Genomic DNA, 23,242 nt, shown 5'->3' with positions numbered 1-23,242 from the left:
GTGAGTACCGCTGGGCATCTAAACCCTTGTAGGCAGCAAATAAAAAGGAGCGATCGCAAATGCTGAGAACCTGGACAGACACACATTACAAGCTAGAAGACGATGACTGGCTATACATCGCCACCCACGAAGAACAAAGCTCAGCCTCACTGGTTTGTCCGGGCTACGCACGGGATGGCGAAGGCTTTAGCATCCACTTCACCCCGGCGCACTTAGAAACCTTAGAACATTTGCTCACCGCGCTGCGGATTATTAAAGCTCAACAAGAGGCGATGCTTGACTACACCTATCCAGAACCAAAAGTGACAACACATCTTATTAGGTAATCAATCGAAGGAAGAAGGAAGAAGGAAGAAGGAAGAAGGAAGAAGGAAGAAGGAAGAAGGAAGAAGGAAGAAGGAAGAAGGAAGAAGGAAGAAGGAAGAAGGAAGAAGGAAGAAGGAAGAAGGAAGAAGGAAGAAAAATAATTCATTTTTGTGACTTCCAGATTCCCAATTCCCAATTCCCAATTCCCAATTCCCAATTCCCAATTCCCAATTCCCAATTCCCAATTCCCAATTCCCAATTCCCAATTCCCAATTCCCAATTCCCAATTACCGATTACCAATTTCCAATTCTCAGTAAATCAATAAATAACCAAGGAAAAACGAACAATGACTACCACAAAAGAAAGACCTACATTTTCAGTATTTGGAGCCAAACCTAGCAATGCTTTGCTAGTACCAGAAATCCCGATCGCCGTCCGCAACAATTGTGTGTGATTCGTTTAGCCTAAAGTGAGCCGAAAGGCTTACGGGACGGTTAGCCTAGCTGTTAAGTTAGCTAGTGATAACTGATTACACTTGTAGGTGACGACCTTGAGTCAAGTCCTACCCCGCAGGTGCAGCGGTGAAAGCATATCCCCTATCCTATTGGGTAGCAACCAATAGGATAAAGCGGGGATAAAAGACAGAACTACTGGTAGCCGAATCTGGTAACTGTCAAGCAAGAACTCATGCGTAGCGCAAGCAAAGATGTGTTTGAACCATCGTCATACGGAATGGTCTAACGGCTGATTAAGACCAAGCCAAAAAGGCAAGGATAGGGTATTGGCAAATACAGTTTTGACCAATAAGCATTACCCATAAACCCGGTGGAGAGCATCACGCTAAAAGTTCAATCAATGTGTAATCGGAACGAAGTAACCCTTATATATCTCTGGAAAAGGTCGATGCCCAGTAGGTTGCTAGCCATATGGTATACAAGGGAAGGATTGAGTCAAAAGCGAATGCCTTGTTGTAATAACAAGGATATGCTGACAGACTCACGGTAACTTTAACGAAAGGGTTGCAATTAGCAATGAAAAAGTCTAAAACGCTGAACAATCAGACGGTGGAATGGAACCAAATCAATTGGCGAAAAGTCGAACGATTGACGTTCAAGTTGCAAAAACGAATCTTTCAAGCGAGTGAACGTGGTGATGTTAAAGCAGTTCGCAAGCTCCAAAAGACCCTGATTAGGTCTTGGTCTGCAAAATGTATCGCAGTCAGAAGGGTGACACAAGATAACCAAGGGAAAAATACTGCTGGTGTGGATGGACAAAAAAGTTTGACCCCAAAGCAACGTATTAACTTGGTAGGAAAGTTAAGGCTAACGGGCAAGGCAAAACCCACTCGTAGGGTTAATATTCCCAAACCCGGAACAACCGAAACCCGACCATTAGGAATACCTACAATATCTGACCGTGCTTTGCAAGCGCTGGTAAAGCTAGCGCTAGAACCAGAATGGGAGGCTAGTTTCGAGCCAAACTCTTATGGTTTTAGACCAGGGCGTTCCTGTCACGATGCAATAGAAGCAATTTTTACCACTATCAACCAGAAAGCCAAATACGTGCTAGATGCTGATATTGCCAAATGCTTTGACCGCATAAACCATGCCGCGTTACTCAAGAAAATTAACACATTCCCAACTTTAAGAAAACAAGTGAAAGCTTGGCTTAAAGCCGGAGTGTTAGACCAAGGCTATCCTTTTCCTACCAACGAAGGCACACCACAAGGTGGCGTTATTTCACCCCTTTTGGCAAATATAGCCCTACATGGAATGGAAGAAAGAGTCAAACAATATGCCGAAACATTAAAAGGGAATGAAAGTAAGACGATTAAACGTCAATCCCTGAGTTTGATTCGTTACGCCGATGATTTTGTGATAATTCACAAAGACGTAAACGTAATACAGGAATGCCAAAAAATAATCGCAAACTGGTTAAGTGACATCGGACTGGAGTTGAAACCTAGTAAAACAAGATTAACCCACACCCTCGACAAATACGACGGAAATGTTGGGTTTGAGTTTCTAGGATTCCATATTCAACAGCACAAAGTAGGGAACTATCGAAGTGCATCGAACAGATATGGAGTTCTTGGTTTCTGCACACTAATCACCCCTTCCCAACTCAAGCTTAAGGAACACCTAAAAAACCTTGCAGAAGTAATAGACACTCATAAGACCGCGCCACAGGCAGCTTTGATATCAAAACTCAACCCAATCATCAAAGGCTGGTCAAACTATTACTCCACCGTATCGAGTAAGAACACTTTCTCAAAAGCAGATATGCTCACATACAGCAAGTTAAGAGCTTGGGCGAAAAGTAGGGGAGAAGGTAGCATCAACAAGGACAAATACTGGAGAACAGTAGGCGACCGTAACTGGTGTTTCAGTACGGAAGAAGGACTAGAACTAGCACTACACGGTGCAACACCAATAGTGCGACACACAAAAACAAAGAACACTTCTAGTCCCTATGACGGCAACTGGATTTATTGGAGCAAGCGACGCGGAGAATACCCAGAAACGCCTAGTAGAGTTGCAAAATTACTCAAAAGGCAGAAAGGTAAATGTACCCACTGTGGTCTGTACTTTACACCTATAGACATTGTAGAAGTTGACCATATAAAACCAACATCACTAGGTGGTAAAAACACCTACGATAACCTTCAACTTTTACACAAACACTGCCACGATATCAAAACAGCCAATGATGGCTCACTAACTCGTACCTATGACAAAGGTAAAGTTACTGAGGAGCGGAATGAAGCGAAAGTTTCACGTTCCGTTCTGAAGGAGAGGTAGGAGTAGCAATGCTCCTATCGACTCTAACCAGTCTGGCCAATGGGCGATCGGCGACACAGATTACGGTTCCAAGTGTTCCATCACAATCCTCAAATTTGCCAAATTCTTCGGTTCCCTCGGTCAAACTTCCCACACACTTTGGGGTCAACTTTGGTTCGTCGCAGAAACCGGCGAACTCCCCCAAGGAGTTGTCATGGTGACATACATCAAAAACCGCAGCTTGAACGACTTTAACCGTTTAGTCGCATCAGTTCAATCGCGCGGCGTAGAGCCTGCAACCGGAATATTTGTTCCCGAATTTGTCAAGCATTCCGGTCAAGTGCGATTCGTTGGATAGAAACCAATCACAATAAAAGATTGGGGGATTATCCTCTAGTTTAAAAGCTAGAAACTTAATAACCATGTGGGTGAAGGTCAATACCTAGTCCCACCCCGTAAGTGCAACGGTGAAAGCATATTCCTCAAGGTAGCGACTAGCCATCAATCCTTGGAGCAGGAATAAACGGTGGTAATCCTAAACCTAATAGGAAATCCCATCTAGCAAGAACCTATGGGTAGCGCAAGCAAAGATGTGTCTGAATCATCGTTAAGTGTACCCAGCCAAAGTAGGTTGATAGGCTGGAGCCAAAAGGCAAAGGATAGGGAATTGGCGGTTTTGTCCCCGACCAATATGCACCTCCCATAAACCCGGTGAATAACATCGCCCTAAAAGTTCAATCAATGGTTATTAGGAACGAAGTAACTCTATGTATGTTCTTGGAAACGTCGATATCCAAGTAGGTGCTAACCACAAACTGCATAGAGTGGGATTGAGTCAAAAGCGAATGCCTCACTGTAATGGTGAGGATATGCAGACAGACTCACGGTGATTTGGATTGTAGGGTTGCAAGTAGCAATAAATATGTCTAATACGAGTTTAAAGACTACGGCGGAATGGAATCAGATTAACTGGCGAAAGCTGGAACGTCAGGTTTTTAAGTTGCAAAAACGAATCTACAGAGCCTCTGTCCGTGGTGATGTGAAAGCAATTCGCAGGCTCCAGAAAACGTTGATGAAGTCTTGGTCAGCAAAAGCATTGGCGGTTCGTAGGGTGACTCAGGATAACAAAGGAAAAAAGACGGCAGGTGTGGACGGGGTTAAATCACTATCCCCAAAGCAACGACTTGACCTTTTAAGAACACTAAACCTGAGTGCAAAGGTTAGCCCAACCAGACGAGTTTGGATAGACAAACTTGGTACGGATGAGAAAAGACCTTTAGGCATACCTACAATGAACGACCGCGCCTTGCAAGCACTTGTCAAACTGGTTTTAGAGCCAGAATGGGAAGCGCGATTTGAACCTAACTCATACGGGTTCAGACCTGGACGCTCATGCCATGATGCAATTGGAGCAATATTCAATGCAATAAATAAGCAGCCTAAATTTGTTTTAGATGCAGATATTGCAAAATGCTTCGACCGTATCAACCATGAAGCACTGCTAAGAAAATTAAATACATCTCCCACCATTCGCCGTCAGATACGAGCCTGGTTAAAAGCGGGGGTGATGGACGGTAAGCAGTTGTTTCCAACATCTGAGGGTACGCCACAAGGCGGGGTCATTTCCCCACTATTGGCAAACATTGCCCTTCACGGGATGGAAGAAAGAATAAAGGAATATGCGAAAACCCTGGATATGAAAGACCACCGGGGATATCAAAAAGGCTGGCAAATGAAATGCCAAAGCTTAACCCTTATTCGGTACGCCGATGACTTCGTGATTCTCCATGAAGACATAACCGTTGTCCAAAGATGCAGAGAATTAATTTCTGAATGGTTAAAAAGCATGGGATTGGAATTGAAATCAAGCAAGACAACATTAAGTCACACCTTAATCGAATATGAAGGGAAAATCGGATTCGATTTTCTAGGGTTCTCAATCCAACAATACAATGTGGGACAATATGAGTCAAAGCAAGGTTTCAAAACAATCATCACCCCAAGCCAAAAAAAGCAACGAGAACACTATCATGCAATAGCTAGTATCATAGACGCCCATAAGACAGCACCCCAAAAGGCGCTCATAACTAGGTTGAATCCAGTTATAAGAGGATGGGCAAACTACTATTCTACTGTAGTAAGCAAAGATACTTACTCAAAGCTAGACCATGAAATATTCTTCAAGCTAAAAACTTGGGCAAAACGTCGCCACCCTAAACAAAATTGGAGTGAGGGAGCCGGGAATTACTGGCACACAATCGGTGGTAGTAACTGGAATTTTGCAGCCAAAGAAGAAGATAATAATTTACTTCGGCTACTTTCACACGCCGAGACACCAATAGTGCGTCATGTGAAAGTTAAAGGCAACCTGTCACCCTATGACGGAAATCTAGTTTACTGGAGTACAAGAATGGGAACAAACCCAGAAATGCCTCACAGAGTGGCAACACTTCTGAAGAAGCAAAAAGGGAAGTGTACCTACTGCAAATTGTATTTCAAAGAAGAAGATGTAATGGAGATTGACCACATTTTCCCTCGTTCATTAGGGGGAAAAAAAGAATACAAAAATCTCCAATTACTGCATCGACATTGCCACGACACAAAAACGACTGAAGATGGTTCAGTTAGAGGTTCCTATGACAAAGGACAAATCACTGAGGAGCCGTGTGAAGGGAAACTTTCACGCACGGTTCTGAAGCAGAGACGGGGGAAGTGATTCCCTCGCCGACTGTAACAAACCCGACGACAGCGGAGTAGTAAAACCGATCAATTACTACAGTTTAAAATGGTCGTGGATGGAGCGGAAAGACTGGGGAGTTATCGATCAAGCAGCAGCAGTTTTGTCCGATCAGAGCAATCAATCGCGGATGATTGACTTGGAAGGAACCAGGGCTATGATTTGTTTAGATAACCTGCCGGCGGCACAAGTTACCTCCTTGATGGCCGCTCACGCCAATGGTGAAAGCGATGTTATTGCTTTGAATTCCAACGGTAATATGTCGCTGCCATCAGCGGAAGACAGAGCGACTGCTGACTTGTTCTAATTTTGTGAAAAAGGCGCGATTCGATCGCGCCTTTAGCATAACCGTTACAACGCAGAGTACAATGAAGAAATTAACGAAAATCAAACCCAAACCAAACCTGCAAGAAAGTCCTTTGCGAGAAAATTGTGAGCTGCTAGACCAAATTCGGGCAGATACAGTCAACGACATCGAAAGCCTCACCGAAGACTTCCAGCACATGAGTGTAGTTGCCGAATCTATTCGGCGAAATTACCAAGCTTTGCTATCAGAAAATCAGCTACTGAAAGACACACTTGTAAGTATAGTTGACGATTGCGAGTGCTGGCAAACCAATCGGTGCAATCGCTGTAAAAAAATCCTCAAATCTCTAGAAAGCAATCATCCAGACTTTCCACCGAATGCAACCAAAAAGTATCGAAGCATTCTCAGCCAACTTCGGAACTTAGGATAAGTCAAAACGTCTCAGTAACAAGGTCTAGAAAAGTTAAAATCAGGAGCAATAAGCATTATGACACTAGCAACTGCCAAAGATAGCAAAGCCAAGATTTTGCAAAGCTTTCAGCAGATTTTAGGAGAGAAGAAAAAGATTGAATCGAAAGTAGAAACCAAAGAACAATCAGCCGAAAAAGCCAAAAACAAACAACTCCTCGAAGTCGCCTCCACCTACACCATTGACAGCATTGTCAAAGGCTTGGCTGACTTGCAATTAGATTTCGGCAGCATCACCAGCGGACTTTCGGAAAAACTGAAGGCGGAATCTGCAAAATTAGATGAGTTAAAAAAGGCGATCGAAATTGAAGCTGAACAATTGCAAGAGTTGCAGCAAATCCGAGTCGTAGCAGATGCCCTCCACATTTTAACTCAAGAACATCGGGAAAAACTGACTCTCCTCGAACAAAACGCCACCAATCAGCGCGAAGTCCTGGAAAAAGATACAACCCAAAAACGCAAAATTTGGGACAAACAACAGCAAGAATTTGATGCCACAGTTCAAGAAAAAACTGCATTCACAACTAAACAGCGCCAGCAGGAAACCGCCGACCATCAATACGAATTGCAGCGCGAACGTAAAATTGAAACCGATGAATACGAAGAAACGAAGCGCAAACTAGAACGGGAATTGCAGGGATCTACTCGCGAAAAAGACAAGAACTGGGCAGAAAGAGAAAAAGTTCTCACCGATAATCAAGCTCAGTTTGAAGAGAATCAAAAGAAAGCCGCCGGATTTGAAGAAGAACTCAAACAGGCTTACATTAAAGCCAAAGAAGAAGCAATTCAGGAAGTTTCCCGCGAAGCTAAAGTTAAGGCCGATTTAGCAGATAAAGAATGGGAAGGAAGCAAGCAAGGATATGAGTTGAAAGTCCAATCTTTACAGCAGACAATTGCGCGCCAAACTGAACAAATTGCCGAAATTTCCGCACAATTGCAAGCCACAATGAAGCAAGCGCAAGATTTGGCAATGAAAGCTTTTGCGACCAAAGCTTAAAACCAGGTTCGTAGTGAGGACTTCAGTCCTTTCCCCGGCTCGTAGTGAGGACTTCAGTCCTTCTTCATCCAGGTTCGTAGTGAGGACTTTAGTCCTTCTTCATCCAGGTTCGTAGTGAGGACTTTAGTCCTTCTTCATCCAGGTTCGTAGTGAGGACTTCAGTCCTTCTTCATCCAGGTTCGTAGTGAGGACTTCAGTCCTTCTTCATCCAGGTTCGTAGTGAGGACTTCAGTCCTTCTTCATCCAGGTTCGTAGTGAGGACTTTAGTCCTGAATTTATCAAAAGTTTAGGACTGAAGTCCTTACTACAAACCTTTTCGGACTGAAGTCCTTACTACGAACCTTTTCGGACTGAAGTCCTTACTACGAACCTTTTCGGACTGAAGTCCTTACTACGAAACAAATTCACAACTATTAACAAATCAACAGCCATGAACAAAAAACTTACGGACAAAAGCACTAAGGCTGAAATCTTAGAAGCGTACAAGGAAGCCGCGCAAGAAAAAGCTGCATTAGAACTGCAAATCAAACAGCTAAATACTTCTCCAAAGCAAGCACAAACATCAGCACCAGAAAAACCTATTGTGGAGGCACAAAAACCAATGGCTTTAACTCAAAATCAACAAAAAATGCAAGCTACCATCGACAATTTGATTTTGCTGCAATTTGGCTTTGGTGGCGCTGTCAGCGAGCTGTCGGAAAAATTAACTTCGGAAGCTGCTAAACTTGAAGAATTGCGCCGCACTGTGGGCGAGGAAATTCAACAACTGCAAGAGTTGCACAGTTTAGAAGATGTTGCCGAAGATACGCTGGATAATTTGATTCAAGAGTACGAAGAAAGTGCAAAAACTTTTACTAACGAACTCAGCGAACAGCGCGAAACTGTTGAACAGGAATTGTTGGAACAGCGGCTAGCTTGGGAAAAAGAGCAGGAATTGCAAAAGCTGGCTGTTAAAGAACGTAATGAGAATCAGCAAAAAAATCGCGATCGCGATGAAGAGTTGTATGATTACGATCTGAATCTTCAGCGAGATTTGGATATCGAAGAGTACGAACAGCGCCAGAAAAGGCTGTATCAAGAAATCGAAGAGTCTCGCGAGGAACAGGAGAAGCAGTGGGCGGAACGCGAAAAATCTATTGCTGAACGGGAAAAACTGTCTGCGGAAGTTAAGGCTAAGGTTGAAGCTTTCCCGAAAGAATTGGAAGCTAATATCAAGAATGGCAAAGATAATGGTCGCAATATTGGCAATTATCAAGCTAAGATTAAGGCCGATTTGTCTGCGAAGGATATCGAGGGTCAGAAGCAGAATTATGAATTGCAAATTCAAGGGATGTTGCAGACAATTCAAAACCAAGATGGGCGGATTGCTAGTTTGTCGAAGCAGCTTGATTCTGCTTTGAAACAGGTTCAAGATTTGGCGGTGAAGGCGATTGAGGGTTCGTCGAATTTGAGTTCTTTCCAAGCTGTGAGGGAAATTGCGATCGAGCAAGCTAAGACTCAGCAGAAAAACAAGTAGATAAGTCGGCGGTTTAGCTACCCAATGGATTAACCCGCCGAATGGAATTCGGGGCTACACAAACGAAGTCCGCCTCCGCGGACTGGGAGAAGTTGGGCGCGGATGTCGCGCCTTACGCTATTTTGAGGAAACAATAGCTTTCTTTAGTAGAGTTTCTAAATTGTCTACTCACGCCGTGTCTTGATTGAGGATCAAACCCTATTTGCATGGTTCTAATTTTGAGTTAAAAGCCCGATCGCCCTGTGCGCTTCTAAAAACTGTCCCTAACCTTCCTGAAGCCCCGGATCGAATTGCCTATTGTTTAAGTTAATCCACCAAAAGATATATTTGAATCGGAAAGATTATGTCACAACAAATTGTACGTCAAAAAGATACTAATGCTTGGATTCTTCAGTGCTGGATTTCTTTTGTTTTTGCCATTTCGGCAACTACGGTCGGTGTCATTTATTTACAGGTCGATCCTTGGCAAAAAGCTTTTATGGGTATGGGTTTAACTTTCTCGGTCGGCTCCTCTTTTACTTTAGCAAAAACCATTCGCGATAACAACGAGGCCACAAGATTAACCGCCAGAATCGACGAAGCCAGAGTTGAGAAAATTCTAGCGGATCACCATCCTCTCAAATAAACTTGAATTATATAATGTATAAAAAAACAGCCCGCATGGGCTGTTTTTGTTGAGCCTGATGTGAAAACCTGTAGATTTCAATGGTGGCCTTTGAACTGACGATCGCCCTTAGCCTTCTGGCGCTGGCGAATACCCGCCTGAACCGTAGCCATATCCACGGGAAAACCAACTACAGGAATCACCTGATCCTTGCGCTCTTCTTCCAGATTCTTGAGTTCGGTGTAGTCAACCCAGTGAATGCAATTTACCGGACAAGTGTCGATCGCCTCAGCAATCAACTCTTCCGAATCACCGTCTTGTCGAACTACGCGCGATCGCCCGTAATCCGGCTCAATGTAGAAAGTATTGCGAGCAACATGAGCGCAGTGCTTGCAGCCAATGCAGGTAATCTCGTCAACATAGACTCCTTTTTGGCGAAACACGCCGCCTAATTCCGGTTCCAAACCAGTGCGATCGGGCGCATCTCGCAAAAATCCGCCCAACTCCGGCTCTAAACCAGTGCGATCGCCTGCTGTATCTATTCCGAGTCCAGAAAGCTCAGACATTTAGATCCCTCACAATAATAAATAAGCCCGCCTGGGCGGACTTTAGATAAAACAAGATTGTAAAAATCTCGAACAACTCTTAAGCGCACCAGCGCTGAACCACCAAGCGGATCGAACCGTCTTGATTTTGTTTTTGCTCAGAAACTTGGAAACCTTGCTTAGCGCTTTCATTCACCACAGTGTGGTAAGCATAGCGCTGAGTCACCTTATTAAGAAAGCGATCGACAGACCAAGCTTGCTGCCAAAATTGCAAATCAGCCACCAACTCATACTCAGTCCCGTTCCAGCTAAAACCTAAGTCATAGCCGTTTTCTTGCTCGATCACCACCTCAGCGGTGCTGGTGAGGCCGCGATAGCCGCGCACCTCAGTCGGGCCCGACTTCCAGTCGATACCCAAATCAGTTAAAGCAGCTTCCAAAGAATTCAAATTGCGGATCTGGGTCTTAATTTGGCTAAAGTGTGACATGGTGGTTCCAAAAAAATTTAAGTGAACTCAACAAAAAAGATTACCAATCGCTAAAAGCCACTTGGGCCGTCGCTTCGGCTGACTGATGCAGCACTTGCGCGAAATATTCAGATGTTGACTCTTGATGAAGCACCACACCGAGCTGGGCTTCAATTGCAGCCGTTACCTCAGCGCAGGAAGCACCGACAATGCCGGTGACTGTTTCCTGTACGCGGCCATCTGGATAAATCACAAACTCTAGTGTTTCCATAATTCCGAGCTGACTGAATAGGAACAATAAGACCAGACACCGACGCCAGCAAGCTGGCTGCGATGACTCATGAGGTCGCTTCTTGAGAGTTGGCTGACTCGCAAACCGCTATATCAATTTTGACTAATTGATAGGTTTTGAGTCACAACTTAACAGAAGTTATTAATATCTAGAGGCATTACGTCAGTGTTATGTAAAGTTTCGCGTACATTGTGACATCAGTCAAGTCGATCTATAGCCTTTCAAGGGAAAGCTCGGGTACTCATGGGCATCGGGCATAGGGCATCGGGCATCGGGCATCGGGCATAGGGCATAGGGCATCGGGCATCGGGCATCGGGCATACCTGACTTTTTTGAGAACTGCTATATTTTGGATTTTAGATTTTAGATTTTAGATTTTGAAGCCAAAAGTATAAATGCTCGCACTCTCCCCCTTTCCCCATCTGCCCCTCTCCCCCTCTCCCACTATTCCCCTCTAATTCCCTCTGGGGTCTAAAACGTCTCGCAGCCCGTCGCCTAAAAGGTTGAAACCCAGAACTGTCAAGGTAATTAGCAAACCGGGAAATACAATAGTCCAAGGAGACGAAAGAGCGTATCCGCCTTTGAAAGCATCGGAAAGCATAGTGCCCAACTCCGGGGCTGGTGGCTGCGCGCCCAAACCGAGAAAACCTAAACCGGCAGCTTCTAGCGTGGCTGTGCCCGTGGAAAGAGTTGCTTGTACAACTAACGGCGCGAGACTTCCCGGCAAAATGTGGCGAAAAATAATCCGCAAGTCGCTGGCGCCCAAGGCTTTGACAGCTAACACAAATTCTTGTTCGCGCAGGGATAGCACCATGCTGCGTGTGAGGCGGATGTAAATCGGAATTTGTACGACGCTGACGGCGATAATTACGCTTTGCAGGCTGGGCCCGGTGACGGTGACAACGGCGATCGCCAGTAAGATTGAAGGAAAAGCTAGTAAAATATCCGCCAAAGTGCCGATCGCCACTTCCACCCATCCGCGAAAATACCCAGCCAGCAATCCCAACAGCGAACCCACAAATAATCCGGCACCCACAGAAACCAAGCTGACAAGCAAAGATATCCCCAATCCGTGCCACACTCGCACCAGCAAATCCCGCCCTAAACCGTCGGTACCGAACCAATGTTTGATGCTAGGAGCGACTAATCTGGACAAATAATCGCGATCGACCGCAGCATTGTAAGGGGAAAGTAGAGGGGCTAACAGTGCGGAAACAATCAGCGCTAAAGTCAAAATTAGGCCGATTTTCCCGGAGGTCGATCGGGAAAATCGCCGAACAGCTTTTTGCTGAAATATTAAACCCTGCTGCAATTTTTGCTGTTCCATTACAATCTAAAATCTAAAATCTAAAATCCAATGTACCTAGCAAATGCTAAGCTGTAGAGCATTTAAAATGGTATTGTAGGGTGCGTCAGTTTTAAGGCATTTCCCATGTATAGTGAGTGTTGTAGCTGACGCACCCTACGTAAATAGTTAGTGGTTTAAATGCTCCACAGCTTATTTACCAAATACTTGATAAGTCTAGAATAGGAAATAGGACTTAATTTTGCTTGACGTATTGCTTGACGTATTTTAACGTAAACGCACTCACTAAGTAGAACAAATTTAATCGGGCAGGACTTACTCACGAGTGGTCAGAAACCGGGTTTTTTGCGAGAATATTTCGTTACAACCCTTGAACCTGGCAAAAACCCGGTTTCTTTGGTCGGAGTGCGTAAGTCCTGTTTTACATCTTCTACTGCCACCTAAAAAAACTCAGGATTTAGGCAACACATAGATATAATCATAGGAACCATCTTTTGGTAAAATAACTTTGTAATCGATGGTATACCCCGACGCACCTGTAATATCTATTGAGTCACGTATAGCCTCACCACGACCAAAATCTAAAGTTTTTCTGAGTTCACCATCGACGTAAATCTTGACAGATACACGAATTAGATTAGAGTTGTCAGGTAAACCGTAAGCTAGTTTTAGTTCACCTGGGTTGTTAATGATTTTACAGGTGATAGATCTGGGCCTTGAATAGTTCATGTAAAAACGGCTTGTAGGTTCCTCAGTGCGCTTGCCAATAGTAATTAAGTTATCATAGTTTTCTGCTTTCGTTCCGTACATTAGTTGGCATTTAAGATCCTGAGTTGTACGAGTAGTAGGCTTGGGAGGTGCAGCAGGTGCAGAAGAAGCTAGAGTTGGTATTACTAAAGCAATAGCAAGACCTAAGAGAAAACCCAATTTAGGGTGATTGAATTTGCGATAATTTTGGCTCATGATTTTTTTTTGCTCGTTTGACTTGACAACCCACATAAATATCAACGTCGCTAAATCCGATCGCCCTGACTTACAAAAGACTCCAAGTTTATCAATTACACTTTTGAGCAATTGATAAACAAGTTGCGACGCAGTTGATTATATCATGTCTACAGAGAATACACTGTATCTGGTGTTACCCGATCGCCCCCTCACCGATCCCCACGGCCCACCAGCCAACAGTCGATCGCCTGCTTATCACTGATGACTTCCTTAAACACCCTTTAAGATATAGAGAAGAAGATAAATTTAAAACCCAAATGACATCAACCCTGCTCAAATCAACCGGACGATCGCCCTTGAACGCTCCAACAGTGCGCCATTTCCCCAACGGCCTCACAGTTATAGCGGAACACTTGCCGGTCGATGCTGTGAACCTCAGCGTGTGGATGAATCTAGGATCAGCCGTCGAATCCGACGAAATCAACGGCATGGCGCACTTTTTAGAACATATGATTTTTAAGGGAACTCCCAGTATTCCCAGCGGAGAATTTGAGCGGGCGATCGAGCAACGCGGCGCTGTCACCAATGCAGCCACCAGTCAAGATTACACGAACTATTACATCACCACAGCGCCTAAAGATTTTGCTGAACTAGCGCCGCTACAAGTCGATGTCTTGCTCAACGCCAGCATTCCCGACGACGCTTTCGATCGCGAACGGCTGGTAGTATTGGAAGAAATTAGACGATCGGAAGACAATCCCCGCCGTCGTACCTATCAGCGATCGATGCAATTAGCCTTTGAAGTCCTGCCCTACAAGCGACCCGTACTCGGCCCGACTTCCGTCATCGAAAATCTTAAAGCCCAACAAATGCGGGATTTCCACAGCAGCAGATATCAGCCAGGGGCGATGACAGCAGTCGCTGTTGGTAACTTGCCGGTCGATCGACTAATTGAAATTGTCGCCGAAAGTTTTGCCGCCAAAAGCACAGCACAAAACAGCACCATAAATCTGCCCGCCATCAGCAACTTCGACCCAAAATCTGAAATTCTCAACTACGGCCAAGAATCGCCGTTTACCGAAACAGTCCGCCGCGAATTCGTAGACTCAGCCCTTCAGCAAGCCCGATTGATTATTATGTGGCGAGTCCCCGGTTTTGTGGAAATGTCCGAAACCTATGCCCTCGATGTTTTGGCGACAGTATTGGGTCACGGCCGCACAACTCGCTTGGTTAAGGATTTGCGCGAAGATAGAGGGCTAGTTTCGTCAATTTCCGTCAGCAACATGACTCAACGGCTGGGCGGTGTCTTCTCGATTTCTGCTCAACTAGCGACAGAAAATATAGAAGAAGTCGAAGCAGCCATCGTCGGACACATCCGCACCCTGCAAACCGAACTCGTGACAGATGCCGAAATTTCCCGCATCCGCACCCAAGTAGCAAATCGGTTTATCTTTGGTAACGAAACTCCCAGCGATCGAGCAAGCTTGTACGGTTACTATCAGTCGATGGTAGGAGATATCGCTCCCGCCCTCAACTACGCCGCCTGTATCCAAGCTCAAACTGCTGAGGGTATCCGGGAAGCCGCCGTCAAATACCTATCTCCCGACGCGATGGGTGTCGTGGTAATTCGCCCCGAAGCAGCATAAACGCGACTGCTTCCTTCCCAGCCGCAATCCTTTGCTTGTCAAGCTAGGAAGACTTACCACAGCACAAAGAAAGTAAATCATCGCCTTCTTTGATAGAAAAATACTGCGTCATATCATGTCTGACCTACGAGCCTAACAAAAAAAGGTTCGTAGTACGGACTTTAGTCCGCTCTTCATCTGCGGACTAAAGTCCCCACTACAAAAAAAGGTTCGTAGTACGGACTTTAGTCCGCTCTTCATCTGCGGACTAAAGTCCCCACTACAAAAAAAGGTTCGTAGTACGGACTTTAGTCCGCTCTTCATCTGCGGACTAAAGTCCCCACTACAAAAAAAGGTTCGTAGTACGGACTTTAGTCCGCTCTTCATCTGCGGACTAAAGTCCCCACTACAAAAAAAGGTTCGTAGTACGGACTTTAGTCCGCTCTTCATCTGCGGACTAAAGTCCCCACTACAAAAAAAGGTTCGTAGTGCGGACTTTAGTCCGCTCTTCATCTGCGGACTAAAGTCCCCACTACGAACCAATCTTATTGCGATCGATCGACTGGACAGGATATCAAGTTCGATCGGCTCTCGCCTTAAAGGTTTGTATCGAATCATGAATACAAAGCCCTTAAGGTGCGGACGATCGGTAAAATTGCCGTAAATTTCTGAGATTATAAACTTGGAATCTTTGAATTGTGCAGGGAAGCATGAAATTACAAAACTTTCTAAAGTCAAAACTTAGGTATGATTCTAGGGCGATCGCTGCTGACGGCGAACTCAGTCGCCAAATTCAAAGTCGCCTCATTGACCTGGGTTTACTGAAACCTCCGGTAGACGGTAACTTTGGCCCTCTTTCAACCGCAGCCCTGCACCGATTTCAAACCCTGATGAAGTGTGGCGAACCGGGTTTTTTGGGAGCAGTCACAGCCGAAAAGCTGATCGAAGCCAAACCGGCGGACATTCCCAAACCTCGCCCAATCCTGAAGATCCTCAAAGACACGATTTTTAAATCAAAACCGCTGGCGTCTTCTCAACTTCAGGAAGCGGAAAAACAAGTCATCCCAGCCGGAAAAGAGTTTGAACTTCTAGCTTTTGCTCCGATTCGCGGTCACATTAGAGTTGCTCTCCGCAACGAATCTTTCAAAGGTTCAGGAATTTGGTATGTTTTCGGAGGACACGCTCAAATTACTCTCGACGGCGTTTTGCTGTATCCCAAACCGAATCCACCGACGGTCAGACTCGGCATTCCTTATCGATCGCAAATGGATAACTTGTACAATCCTACAGGTGCTTGCAATGTCACTTCCATAGCGATGTGTTTGGACTTTTTGAGAGTACCGCGGCGCCAAAAAACCGGACAATATGAAGATGAACTCTACCAATATGCGATCGACAAAGGTTACAGTCGTTGGGAACCAAAAGATTTAGCAAAAATCGTTAGAGATTACGGCGCTCAAGATTACTTTACCGAGAATGCAACTATTGACGACGTTCAAGACTGGCTCGCCAGCGGAAATCCCGCTGTCATCCACGGATACTTCACCTCTTTCGGTCACATTATAGTTGCTGCTGGTTACGACAGCGAAGGATTCTTCGTCCACGATCCCTATGGTGAGTGGTTCCCCACGGGTTATGACACAACTGTTAGCGGTGCTTACCTGCATTATTCCTATCGATTAATCCGCAATGTTTGTATGGCTGATGGGAATTTTTGGGTACATTTTATCTCGAAATAATTGGGCATTGGGCATCGAGAATTGGGAATTTGGAATTGAGCGTTGAAAATTGGAAATTAATTATTAGTTATTCACACTAATAAATAACCAATAATATCAAATCTGTTAGCATCAGAATTACCGCTCTCTCTCTTCTCTTTCTCTGTGTTCTCTGTGTTCTCTGCGGTTAAATCATTCCGATGCAATTAGAATTGATATAACAATAGTGAACAGCGAATAGTCAATCAAAATAATCGATTACCCTTGCGAGGAAAAGACGGCAATGCCGTTTCCCTACCCTAATTAATTGTAGGAAAACGGCATTTCCGTCTCCTGATATCAGTAACTAACTATTAATTTTCATGCTCAAATCTAGCCAAGTCGATCGCGTAATTGGAGCGCTAGTTGAAATATAATCAACACCCGTTTCCGCCACACTTCTAATTGTTTCTAAAGTAACATTCCCAGAAGCTTCGATTTTTACGCGATCGCTCTTTTCGCGAATTATTGCCACAGCCTGCCGCATTAAATCAAAAGACATATTATCCAACATAATAATATCAGCCTTGTGCTGCAAAGCAGTTTCCACCTCAGCAAGGCTTTCCGTTTCCACTTCAATTGTCAGCGGATAGGGAATAGAATTGCGGATTTGGGCGATCGCCTCACCAATTCCTCCAGCCGCCGCGATATGATTGTCTTTAATCATCACCGCGTCATCCAATCCCATGCGATGATTGCAAGCACCGCCAACTTGAGTCGCGTACTTTTCCAACAATCTCAATCCCGGAGTCGTCTTGCGAGTATCGACCAATTGCACTGGTAAATCGGCAATTTTGTCAACATATTTGCGAGTTAAAGTAGCAATTCCGCTCAAACGCATTGCCAAGTTTAATGCAACTCTTTCCCCCGTTAGCAGCGCATCGAAATTGCCAGAAATCTCGGCAATTACTTGTCCTTTGTCGCACAATTGCCCTTCAGACACTTGCGGGATGAAATTGAGGCTGCTGTCTAAAAGTTTAAATGTGCGATCGGCGATCGGCAATCCAGCGACGACTCCAGCCTCCTTGACAATCCATTTAGCAGTACCTGGGACGCTGGCTGCGGGGAATAAGGCCGATGTTGTGCGATCGCCCCTACCGATATCTTCTAGTAGCCAGTTGTGCAACAGCGAGTCTAAAATAATCCAAGGCGGTAATATTGCTGTCATGTTTTCTTTGTTATTCCTGCTACTGGGAACAATAGTCGATCGGGCAATTTTCGGCAAGTTGCAAGATAGTGATGGTGTGAATGCGATTTTGGGCGATCGGGCTAGATAATGGGCTATTCTGTTGCTGACATTGGGTCAAGAGTGCTTTAATGGGATAGATGGGCGATCGCGAGTAAAAACAATGATACAGCCAGTCATCTTAGAAAAACTAGAATAACTCCCTGAGTCTCTTCAGACAGAAGTGCTTCATTATATTGAGTTTTCGCTAGAAAAGCAGGCTAAAAACTTAAGTCAAGAAAAGCCAACAAAGCGAGGCGGACTTGGAATTTGGAAAGATAAAATCTGGATCTCTGATGATTTTGATGAACCTCTCGAAGATTTAAAGGATTATATGTAAACATGAATATTCTACTGAATACCCATACTTTTCTCTGGTACTTGGAAGACAGTAAACAATTAAGTTCTAAAGCAGCAGAAACTATTGAATGTCGCCCTTATTTATGATATTTTACCCAATATTTTGTTAACAATCGCATCCGGCAAACCAAGCAACTGAGCGATTTGAGATGGTTCGATACCTTGACTGTGCAATTTGCAAACGACTTCAGCGACATCAATTTCCAGCCGTTCGATCTGAGTTTTAAATGTGGATTCAGTGGGGGGATTGTTGTCGGAGTTGCTAGGCGAAAAAGGACAGGGTTTGAGGTTGAGGGTGTGGACGTATTCGACGTATTGATGAATATAATCTCTGCCGAAGTTGGAGGTATTGCTAATATTTCTGCGATCGATCGCAGCTTTGAAATTGGCTTTTTGCATCTCTTCATCCATAACTACGGAGAGATTTTTGAGCAGCTTGTAGCCGACTTCTCGGACGTATTTTGTGGTGTAGCGGGTGTCGCGGGCGATCGTTTCGTAGGTTTTGCCATCATACATTCCCTCAAGCACTAGCCGTTGTAGCGTATTGAGATGTTTACCAGTTTTCTCAAATATTAGACCATCGACCAATTTCAGCAGTTCGTTATCGTCAGGGACGGCTTGCAACGGGCGATCGTCGTTGGGCTGCATGGGTTAAGTGAAGGAAAAATAAAGTTGGGTGAAACTCCGGGCTTTTTCAGTCTTTTTCGGGCTTTTTCAGCCATGACATAGATGAGACAGGTGAGGTACAGTTCCTAAATAAGTTTATTTGTACCAACACGAAGGAGAGCGACACAATGCCTGACAATTTGGCTCTGCTGGAAAAAACCGAAGACTTTTTGAATGGTAACACAGGAAACGAATTCATTTCCGATCGTTCTGGTGGGGATATTGGGCGATCGAGTTCTCAAGTCAGCGATGGTCGAGCCCTTCGCTTATCTGAGAGTGGCGACCTGTTTACGGCGACACCCGATCAGTCAGGTCAGTATATCCAAGGTATCCTTGGCTTGGGGGGCAACGATACACTACAAGGCTCTGTCGCAGAAGACTTTTTGAATGGTAATGCAGGAAACGACTTCATCTCCGGTCGTGCTGGTGACGATTTGCTCTCCGGCGGTATCGGTGCCGATACGATCGCGGGTGACGAGGGCGATGACGTTATTAGCGGTGGCGAGGGCAACGACCTATTGCGCGGCGGAGCGGGCATAGACGCTCTCAATGGCAATCAGGGAGAAGATACGCTGTTTGGCAATGAAGATAACGATGTTTTGCAGGGCGGTCGTGGGAATGACCTTCTCGACGGCGGGGCTGGTAACGATCTGCTCATCGGCGATTTTGGCATTGATACACTAACGGGTGGCCCTGGAAACGATACATTCGTGCTGCGTTCTAATACGGCTACCTCTGTCGTGAGCGAGGCAGATATTCTGACAGACTTTAACAAAAGCGAAGATTTTATCGGGATAGATCTCGATCTCGCCGAGGCCGATCTATTGCTACAACCAACAGTCGCCAACAATCGATCAAGTACGATTATCCGTGTTGCTGCCACCAATTCAGTATTGGGGGTCGTTCAGGGGGCGACACCTGACGATTTACGCGGTCGCTTCGTTAATTTGGATGCTAACCCCGCCCTCCCAGAAGAGACTGTAACCTATGAAGCGCCAGTTGTCCGCAGTACCGGGTCGAATACCTATGATTTCATTTTGAACGGTAGCGATGGTAGTCAATATGTTGTCAATATTAAGCGATCGAGTGATGAAATCAGCGCTCGTGAGTTACGCTACCAACCTGGCCCTCAAAGCAGTATGCCCGCTCACACCCTTAACATGAGTGCTGATGGTAAGCGGATGGAGGCTCAGGTTCAAGGTTCGACCAGCAAATCAATTTTCGATCGGCAAGATGACGGTTCGATCGTTGCCAAGCGAAAAGATGGGGCTGGTCGTGAAGAGACGATTGCTACCGTAGTTGGCCCAAGTGACCCCTCAATACCAACCACGCCGACGACCCCAGCCGCACCAACATCAATAACCCCCTGCGAATTATTTAAGGGACTTTGCGAACTTTCACAAAAGAATAATGTCTCTGATAACCTTGCTCTTGGAGGCCTTTTCGCGGTAGGAGTTGGAACTGTGGCGGCTCCAGCGACATTAGGGACGAGCGCACTGATAGGAGCAACAGTAGGTGGTGCTTTGGAAATAGCCGCTGCTGGTGTCAAAGTGTTCGATACTGTTTGCCTTGTTCTCAATGGTAATGATGGAGCTATAGCCGAGAAAGCCTTTGGTTTAATTCCTTTCGGTAAACTATTGGCTAAAGGTAGTGCACTCGGTAATGCTGCACGTCCTCTCCAAGCTGGTGTATTGAAAGTAACGAGAAAGGCAATCAATTTTGTTACAGAAAGAAGCGAACTGGCTGGTAATGTAGTTAAGACATATGGTAAGATAGCTGCTAATGATCTTTTTGGGCAAGTGGGGGGTGCAGCAAAAAATATTGCTTATAACTTCACTTCCAAGCTTTACGACAAGGTTGCTAATACAGTTGGATTTAGCAAAGGGGATGGAATGAAGACGCTCAGAAAGAGTCTTGGACTAGATTTCTGTGATCAACCTTCGACTACTCCTGTAACACCTCCACCAACACCATCCACTCCCTTCTTAAAAATAGAGGTAAAACCTTCTGCTATCCCTTATCAGGGGACTGCTAACCTGAATGTCAAATACTCGAATCCAGACAACAACAGCAAAAATATAGAGATTTCGGGTAGTGGTCGAAAAGGTATTGGAAATCCCACATTTCTAATTCCAGAAAATAAAAAAGGTCAAGGAGAGTTTAATTTCACTTTGACCAATATCGGTACAGAGCTAGGAGGACCTGGTAGTGCAAGCCTGAAGAATTTCTTAGACGTTTCGATTGGAACTGGAGGGGGAGGACAATTATTTGATACTGTTAATTATCGTCAACAATCATTCGATCTTCTGGCAGCGCCAAATGGTGCGAATAATATTTTGCCTAATGTCTATACGCTTAGTTCGGCAGATGGGTTGATGCGGCGATAACGGTTATAATCGGGCGGGCACGGGGGCACCGCCCCTACAGTCATCATTTGGTGGGATATCTATTGGTAGGGGAAATCCCCCGTGGTTGCCCCTTTTACTCGTATTATCAGCGGGCTACCATTTATCAACTTTATTTTGGATGGCAACGGAGGTATTTGTCAACTTTGTGGCTTTCAAATTACACCTATTTAATTTAAATTCTGCGTGGGGTGGGGGCGGGTTTTTATCATTTGTCGATGGGTATCAATATGATTCGAGAAACAAACTAATATCAACTCCGAAAAAATCGGCGAGTTTCCGGGCTTCATCTATTTCGAGCGCCCTTCCACTAACAAAAACTTTCTCAACCTCTGTTTCGGTTCCCAAAACAGGAATCAGATCGAATTTTTCCAAATCTCTCGCATCCATTAAATGTTGCAACATTAAACCAGCATTTCCTGCCGGAATTGGATAATTTTCAGCTTCAAATTTTTCAATCAGCGTTATCAAAAGCTCCAGAAATAGCTCTGACTCCAGCGATCGCATAGGACTATGCTCCAGTTCGCAAGCGAGAGCGATCGCGGCATCGTTTTCTGCTTCATTTGCGATCGGTTTTGGTTGATAGCGAACAAGTAAATCTGTATAAGATTTTGCATCAAAAGTACGGATCATTTTTCCACTCATCCTTATCATACTCAGCGTGAGTCAGAACATATTTGATGTAGATTCTTTGAGAAACATAAACCAAATCAACAATCAGCCGATATCGATTTCCCTTAATATTAAATACGGTAAAATTGCCGACTGACTCAGCTTTTGGATAAATCTGCTGAACATCAATTAAGTTCTGCCATTGGGCTTTACTTGACACTCTATACCAGTCATAAAGTGCATCGCAGGAATCCGCATGGCTTTCACAGAAATCTCGCAGGATTTTTCGGCTGATAACACGCATTTCACCCTTGTTTTCCAAACTACACCAGATTTTGTTCTGGACTTACGCACTTGTTATATTATAAACATCTGTAAGTCCGTAATAAACTAAAGCTCTTTTCCGTCGTTGCTGGAAAAGAGCTTTAGTTTATTATTAACCTGGCACTGAGCTATTTTACCGGGCAGTGACCCGCCGAGTATCTTCGCCATAGTAACGTTTAACAGCCGAGTTCGAGATGGATCGGAGTGGTTCCATTACACCATAAGCACCAGGAAAGCTTTGAAAACTTTAAATCCTGTGTCTGCGTTAAGTTTGATGCGCTGCATCTCTTTCGCTTGACCCAACTAGATTACCAAGCATTCCCCAGTTTGTCAACCCCTTTGTCAAAAGTTTTTTTAAAGGTCGTTATGAGGGGCGAGAAACCGGGTTTTTTCGGCAAATCTTTCGTTGCGACAGACAGATTCGGTAAAAACCCGGTTTCTGGGAGTTGGATGAGGGGCGAGAAACCGGGTTTTTTCGGCAAATCTTTCGTTGCAACAGACAGATTCCGAAAAAACCCGGTTTCTGGGAGTCGAAGCGCGTCAGCCGTATCACAAATCCAAGAAAGCAGCATCAGTTCCCTGCTCTCGGCGAATCTTCCCGTCCTTTACAAACCACGCCACGACCTGCTTAACTGTTAATTGCTCGATCGCCCCCTCAGCCTCTACCGCAATTTGCCTCAACGGTCGCAAAGACGAAACCACCAAATTGGTAAAAAAGTTCTCAAAACTAGCATCAACTTGAATCGACTGTCGAATACTCTCATCATTCTTAATCCAATCCATCACCTGCTGATTCGACACCTCAGTTATCGGCAAACCAGTCTCCTCAGCAATTTGCTTGAGCACCCTCAAACCATAAATTGCCAACCGAGTCGAAAACTTTTCCTTCGACGACAACAGCGCCATATCAACTTCGGCGCACTCTTCCGGCTTTAAAAAATCTGCTAATGGTTCCATATAAATTGGTAATTGATAATTGGTAATTGGTAATTGGTAAT

20 protein-coding genes, 1 rRNA gene and 3 pseudogenes are annotated in these 23,242 nt (G+C 44.9%); 13 read left to right on the top strand and 11 right to left on the bottom strand.

The window, feature by feature from the left end; genetic code table 11:
- Positions 1–59: 59 nt before the first annotated feature.
- From QZW47_RS08215 to QZW47_RS08175, 9 genes and pseudogenes are all read left to right on the top strand, one after another.
- Positions 60–326, top strand: coding sequence for a hypothetical protein (locus QZW47_RS08215; protein WP_293125940.1), 267 nt, complete (start codon positions 60–62; stop codon positions 324–326).
- 1,012 nt (positions 327–1,338) lie between these two features.
- The gene (gene ltrA / locus QZW47_RS08210; protein WP_293125938.1) at positions 1,339–3,108 is read left to right on the top strand and encodes a group II intron reverse transcriptase/maturase; all 1,770 of its coding nucleotides are present in this window, start codon (positions 1,339–1,341) and stop codon (positions 3,106–3,108) included.
- 19 nt (positions 3,109–3,127) lie between these two features.
- A pseudogene (locus QZW47_RS08205) lies at positions 3,128–3,427 on the top strand (hypothetical protein); the annotation flags it as partial.
- 582 nt (positions 3,428–4,009) lie between these two features.
- Complete coding sequence (gene ltrA, locus QZW47_RS08200) at positions 4,010–5,803, top strand: group II intron reverse transcriptase/maturase (protein ID WP_293125936.1); 1,794 nt, start codon at positions 4,010–4,012, stop codon at positions 5,801–5,803.
- 19 nt (positions 5,804–5,822) lie between these two features.
- A pseudogene (locus QZW47_RS08195) lies at positions 5,823–6,131 on the top strand (hypothetical protein); the annotation flags it as partial.
- 61 nt (positions 6,132–6,192) lie between these two features.
- Complete coding sequence (locus QZW47_RS08190) at positions 6,193–6,561, top strand: hypothetical protein (protein ID WP_293125934.1); 369 nt, start codon at positions 6,193–6,195, stop codon at positions 6,559–6,561.
- 57 nt (positions 6,562–6,618) lie between these two features.
- Positions 6,619–7,596, top strand: a complete 978-nt coding sequence (locus QZW47_RS08185) for a hypothetical protein (protein WP_293125932.1) — start codon at positions 6,619–6,621, stop codon at positions 7,594–7,596.
- Between the two features lie 430 nt (positions 7,597–8,026).
- On the top strand, positions 8,027–9,112 hold the full coding sequence (locus QZW47_RS08180) for a hypothetical protein (RefSeq protein ID WP_293125930.1): 1,086 nt from the start codon (positions 8,027–8,029) through the stop codon (positions 9,110–9,112).
- Between the two features lie 343 nt (positions 9,113–9,455).
- Positions 9,456–9,737: a YiaA/YiaB family inner membrane protein gene (locus QZW47_RS08175; RefSeq protein ID WP_293125928.1), complete on the top strand. Its 282-nt coding sequence runs from the start codon at positions 9,456–9,458 to the stop codon at positions 9,735–9,737.
- 77 nt (positions 9,738–9,814) lie between these two features.
- Here QZW47_RS08175 and QZW47_RS08170 read toward each other — a convergent pair whose 3' ends face one another.
- The 5 genes from QZW47_RS08170 to QZW47_RS08150 all read right to left on the bottom strand — a co-directional run bounded on the left by QZW47_RS08170 (position 9,815) and on the right by QZW47_RS08150 (position 13,288).
- Positions 9,815–10,282, bottom strand: coding sequence for a ferredoxin (locus QZW47_RS08170; protein ID WP_293125926.1), 468 nt, complete (start codon positions 10,280–10,282; stop codon positions 9,815–9,817).
- Positions 10,283–10,361: 79 nt separating this feature from the next.
- Positions 10,362–10,748, bottom strand: coding sequence for a DUF1257 domain-containing protein (locus QZW47_RS08165; RefSeq protein WP_193974477.1), 387 nt, complete (start codon positions 10,746–10,748; stop codon positions 10,362–10,364).
- A gap of 40 nt (positions 10,749–10,788) precedes the next feature.
- Positions 10,789–10,998, bottom strand: a complete 210-nt coding sequence (locus tag QZW47_RS08160) for a DUF2997 domain-containing protein (protein ID WP_194071124.1) — start codon at positions 10,996–10,998, stop codon at positions 10,789–10,791.
- A gap of 475 nt (positions 10,999–11,473) precedes the next feature.
- Positions 11,474–12,346: an ABC transporter permease gene (locus tag QZW47_RS08155; protein ID WP_293125918.1), complete on the bottom strand. Its 873-nt coding sequence runs from the start codon at positions 12,344–12,346 to the stop codon at positions 11,474–11,476.
- A 429-nt stretch (positions 12,347–12,775) separates the two neighbouring features.
- The gene (locus QZW47_RS08150) at positions 12,776–13,288 is read right to left on the bottom strand and encodes a hypothetical protein (RefSeq protein ID WP_293125916.1); all 513 of its coding nucleotides are present in this window, start codon (positions 13,286–13,288) and stop codon (positions 12,776–12,778) included.
- A gap of 299 nt (positions 13,289–13,587) precedes the next feature.
- Here QZW47_RS08150 and QZW47_RS08145 point away from each other — a divergent pair, with 299 nt between their 5' ends.
- Entirely contained in the window at positions 13,588–14,916 is a 1,329-nt protein-coding gene (locus QZW47_RS08145; protein ID WP_293125914.1) for a pitrilysin family protein, read from the top strand.
- A 689-nt stretch (positions 14,917–15,605) separates the two neighbouring features.
- A complete protein-coding gene (locus QZW47_RS08140) occupies positions 15,606–16,634 on the top strand; it encodes a C39 family peptidase (RefSeq protein WP_293125912.1) in 1,029 nt (342 codons plus the stop codon).
- Between the two features lie 325 nt (positions 16,635–16,959).
- On the opposite strand, the gene nadC is transcribed toward QZW47_RS08140, so the two are convergent.
- Complete coding sequence (gene nadC / locus QZW47_RS08135; RefSeq protein WP_293125910.1) at positions 16,960–17,820, bottom strand: carboxylating nicotinate-nucleotide diphosphorylase; 861 nt, start codon at positions 17,818–17,820, stop codon at positions 16,960–16,962.
- A 229-nt stretch (positions 17,821–18,049) separates the two neighbouring features.
- On the opposite strand from nadC, the pseudogene QZW47_RS08130 reads away from it, so the two are divergent.
- Positions 18,050–18,217: pseudogene (locus QZW47_RS08130) on the top strand (DUF2281 domain-containing protein); the annotation flags it as partial.
- A 101-nt stretch (positions 18,218–18,318) separates the two neighbouring features.
- On the opposite strand, the gene QZW47_RS08125 reads toward QZW47_RS08130, so the two are convergent.
- On the bottom strand, positions 18,319–18,885 hold the full coding sequence (locus QZW47_RS08125; protein WP_293125908.1) for a hypothetical protein: 567 nt from the start codon (positions 18,883–18,885) through the stop codon (positions 18,319–18,321).
- 146 nt (positions 18,886–19,031) lie between these two features.
- Here QZW47_RS08125 and QZW47_RS08120 point away from each other — a divergent pair, with 146 nt between their 5' ends.
- Positions 19,032–21,290, top strand: a complete 2,259-nt coding sequence (locus tag QZW47_RS08120) for a calcium-binding protein (protein WP_293125906.1) — start codon at positions 19,032–19,034, stop codon at positions 21,288–21,290.
- A 243-nt stretch (positions 21,291–21,533) separates the two neighbouring features.
- Here QZW47_RS08120 and QZW47_RS08115 read toward each other — a convergent pair whose 3' ends face one another.
- The 4 genes from QZW47_RS08115 to QZW47_RS08100 form a co-directional block, all read right to left on the bottom strand.
- Positions 21,534–21,953 carry a transcriptional regulator gene (locus QZW47_RS08115; RefSeq protein WP_293125904.1) on the bottom strand — a complete coding sequence of 140 codons (420 nt, stop codon included), beginning with the start codon at positions 21,951–21,953 and terminating at the stop codon, positions 21,534–21,536.
- Positions 21,925–22,224 (bottom strand): type II toxin-antitoxin system HigB family toxin, encoded by a 300-nt coding sequence (locus QZW47_RS08110; RefSeq protein WP_293125902.1) that lies wholly within the window; start codon positions 22,222–22,224, stop codon positions 21,925–21,927. Before QZW47_RS08110 ends, QZW47_RS08115 begins: the two co-directional genes overlap by 29 nt.
- A 135-nt stretch (positions 22,225–22,359) precedes the next feature.
- Positions 22,360–22,476 (bottom strand): 5S ribosomal RNA (gene rrf / locus QZW47_RS08105).
- Between the two features lie 317 nt (positions 22,477–22,793).
- A complete protein-coding gene (locus QZW47_RS08100; RefSeq protein ID WP_293125900.1) occupies positions 22,794–23,201 on the bottom strand; it encodes a hypothetical protein in 408 nt (135 codons plus the stop codon).
- Between the last annotated feature and the right edge of the window lie 41 nt (positions 23,202–23,242).

The organism is Microcoleus sp. bin38.metabat.b11b12b14.051, from assembly GCF_013299165.1.
In the GTDB taxonomy this organism is placed as follows: domain Bacteria; phylum Cyanobacteriota; class Cyanobacteriia; order Cyanobacteriales; family Microcoleaceae; genus Microcoleus.
Note: the sequence above shows the minus strand (reverse complement) of the source record. Positions and strands in the feature narration are given on the sequence as shown.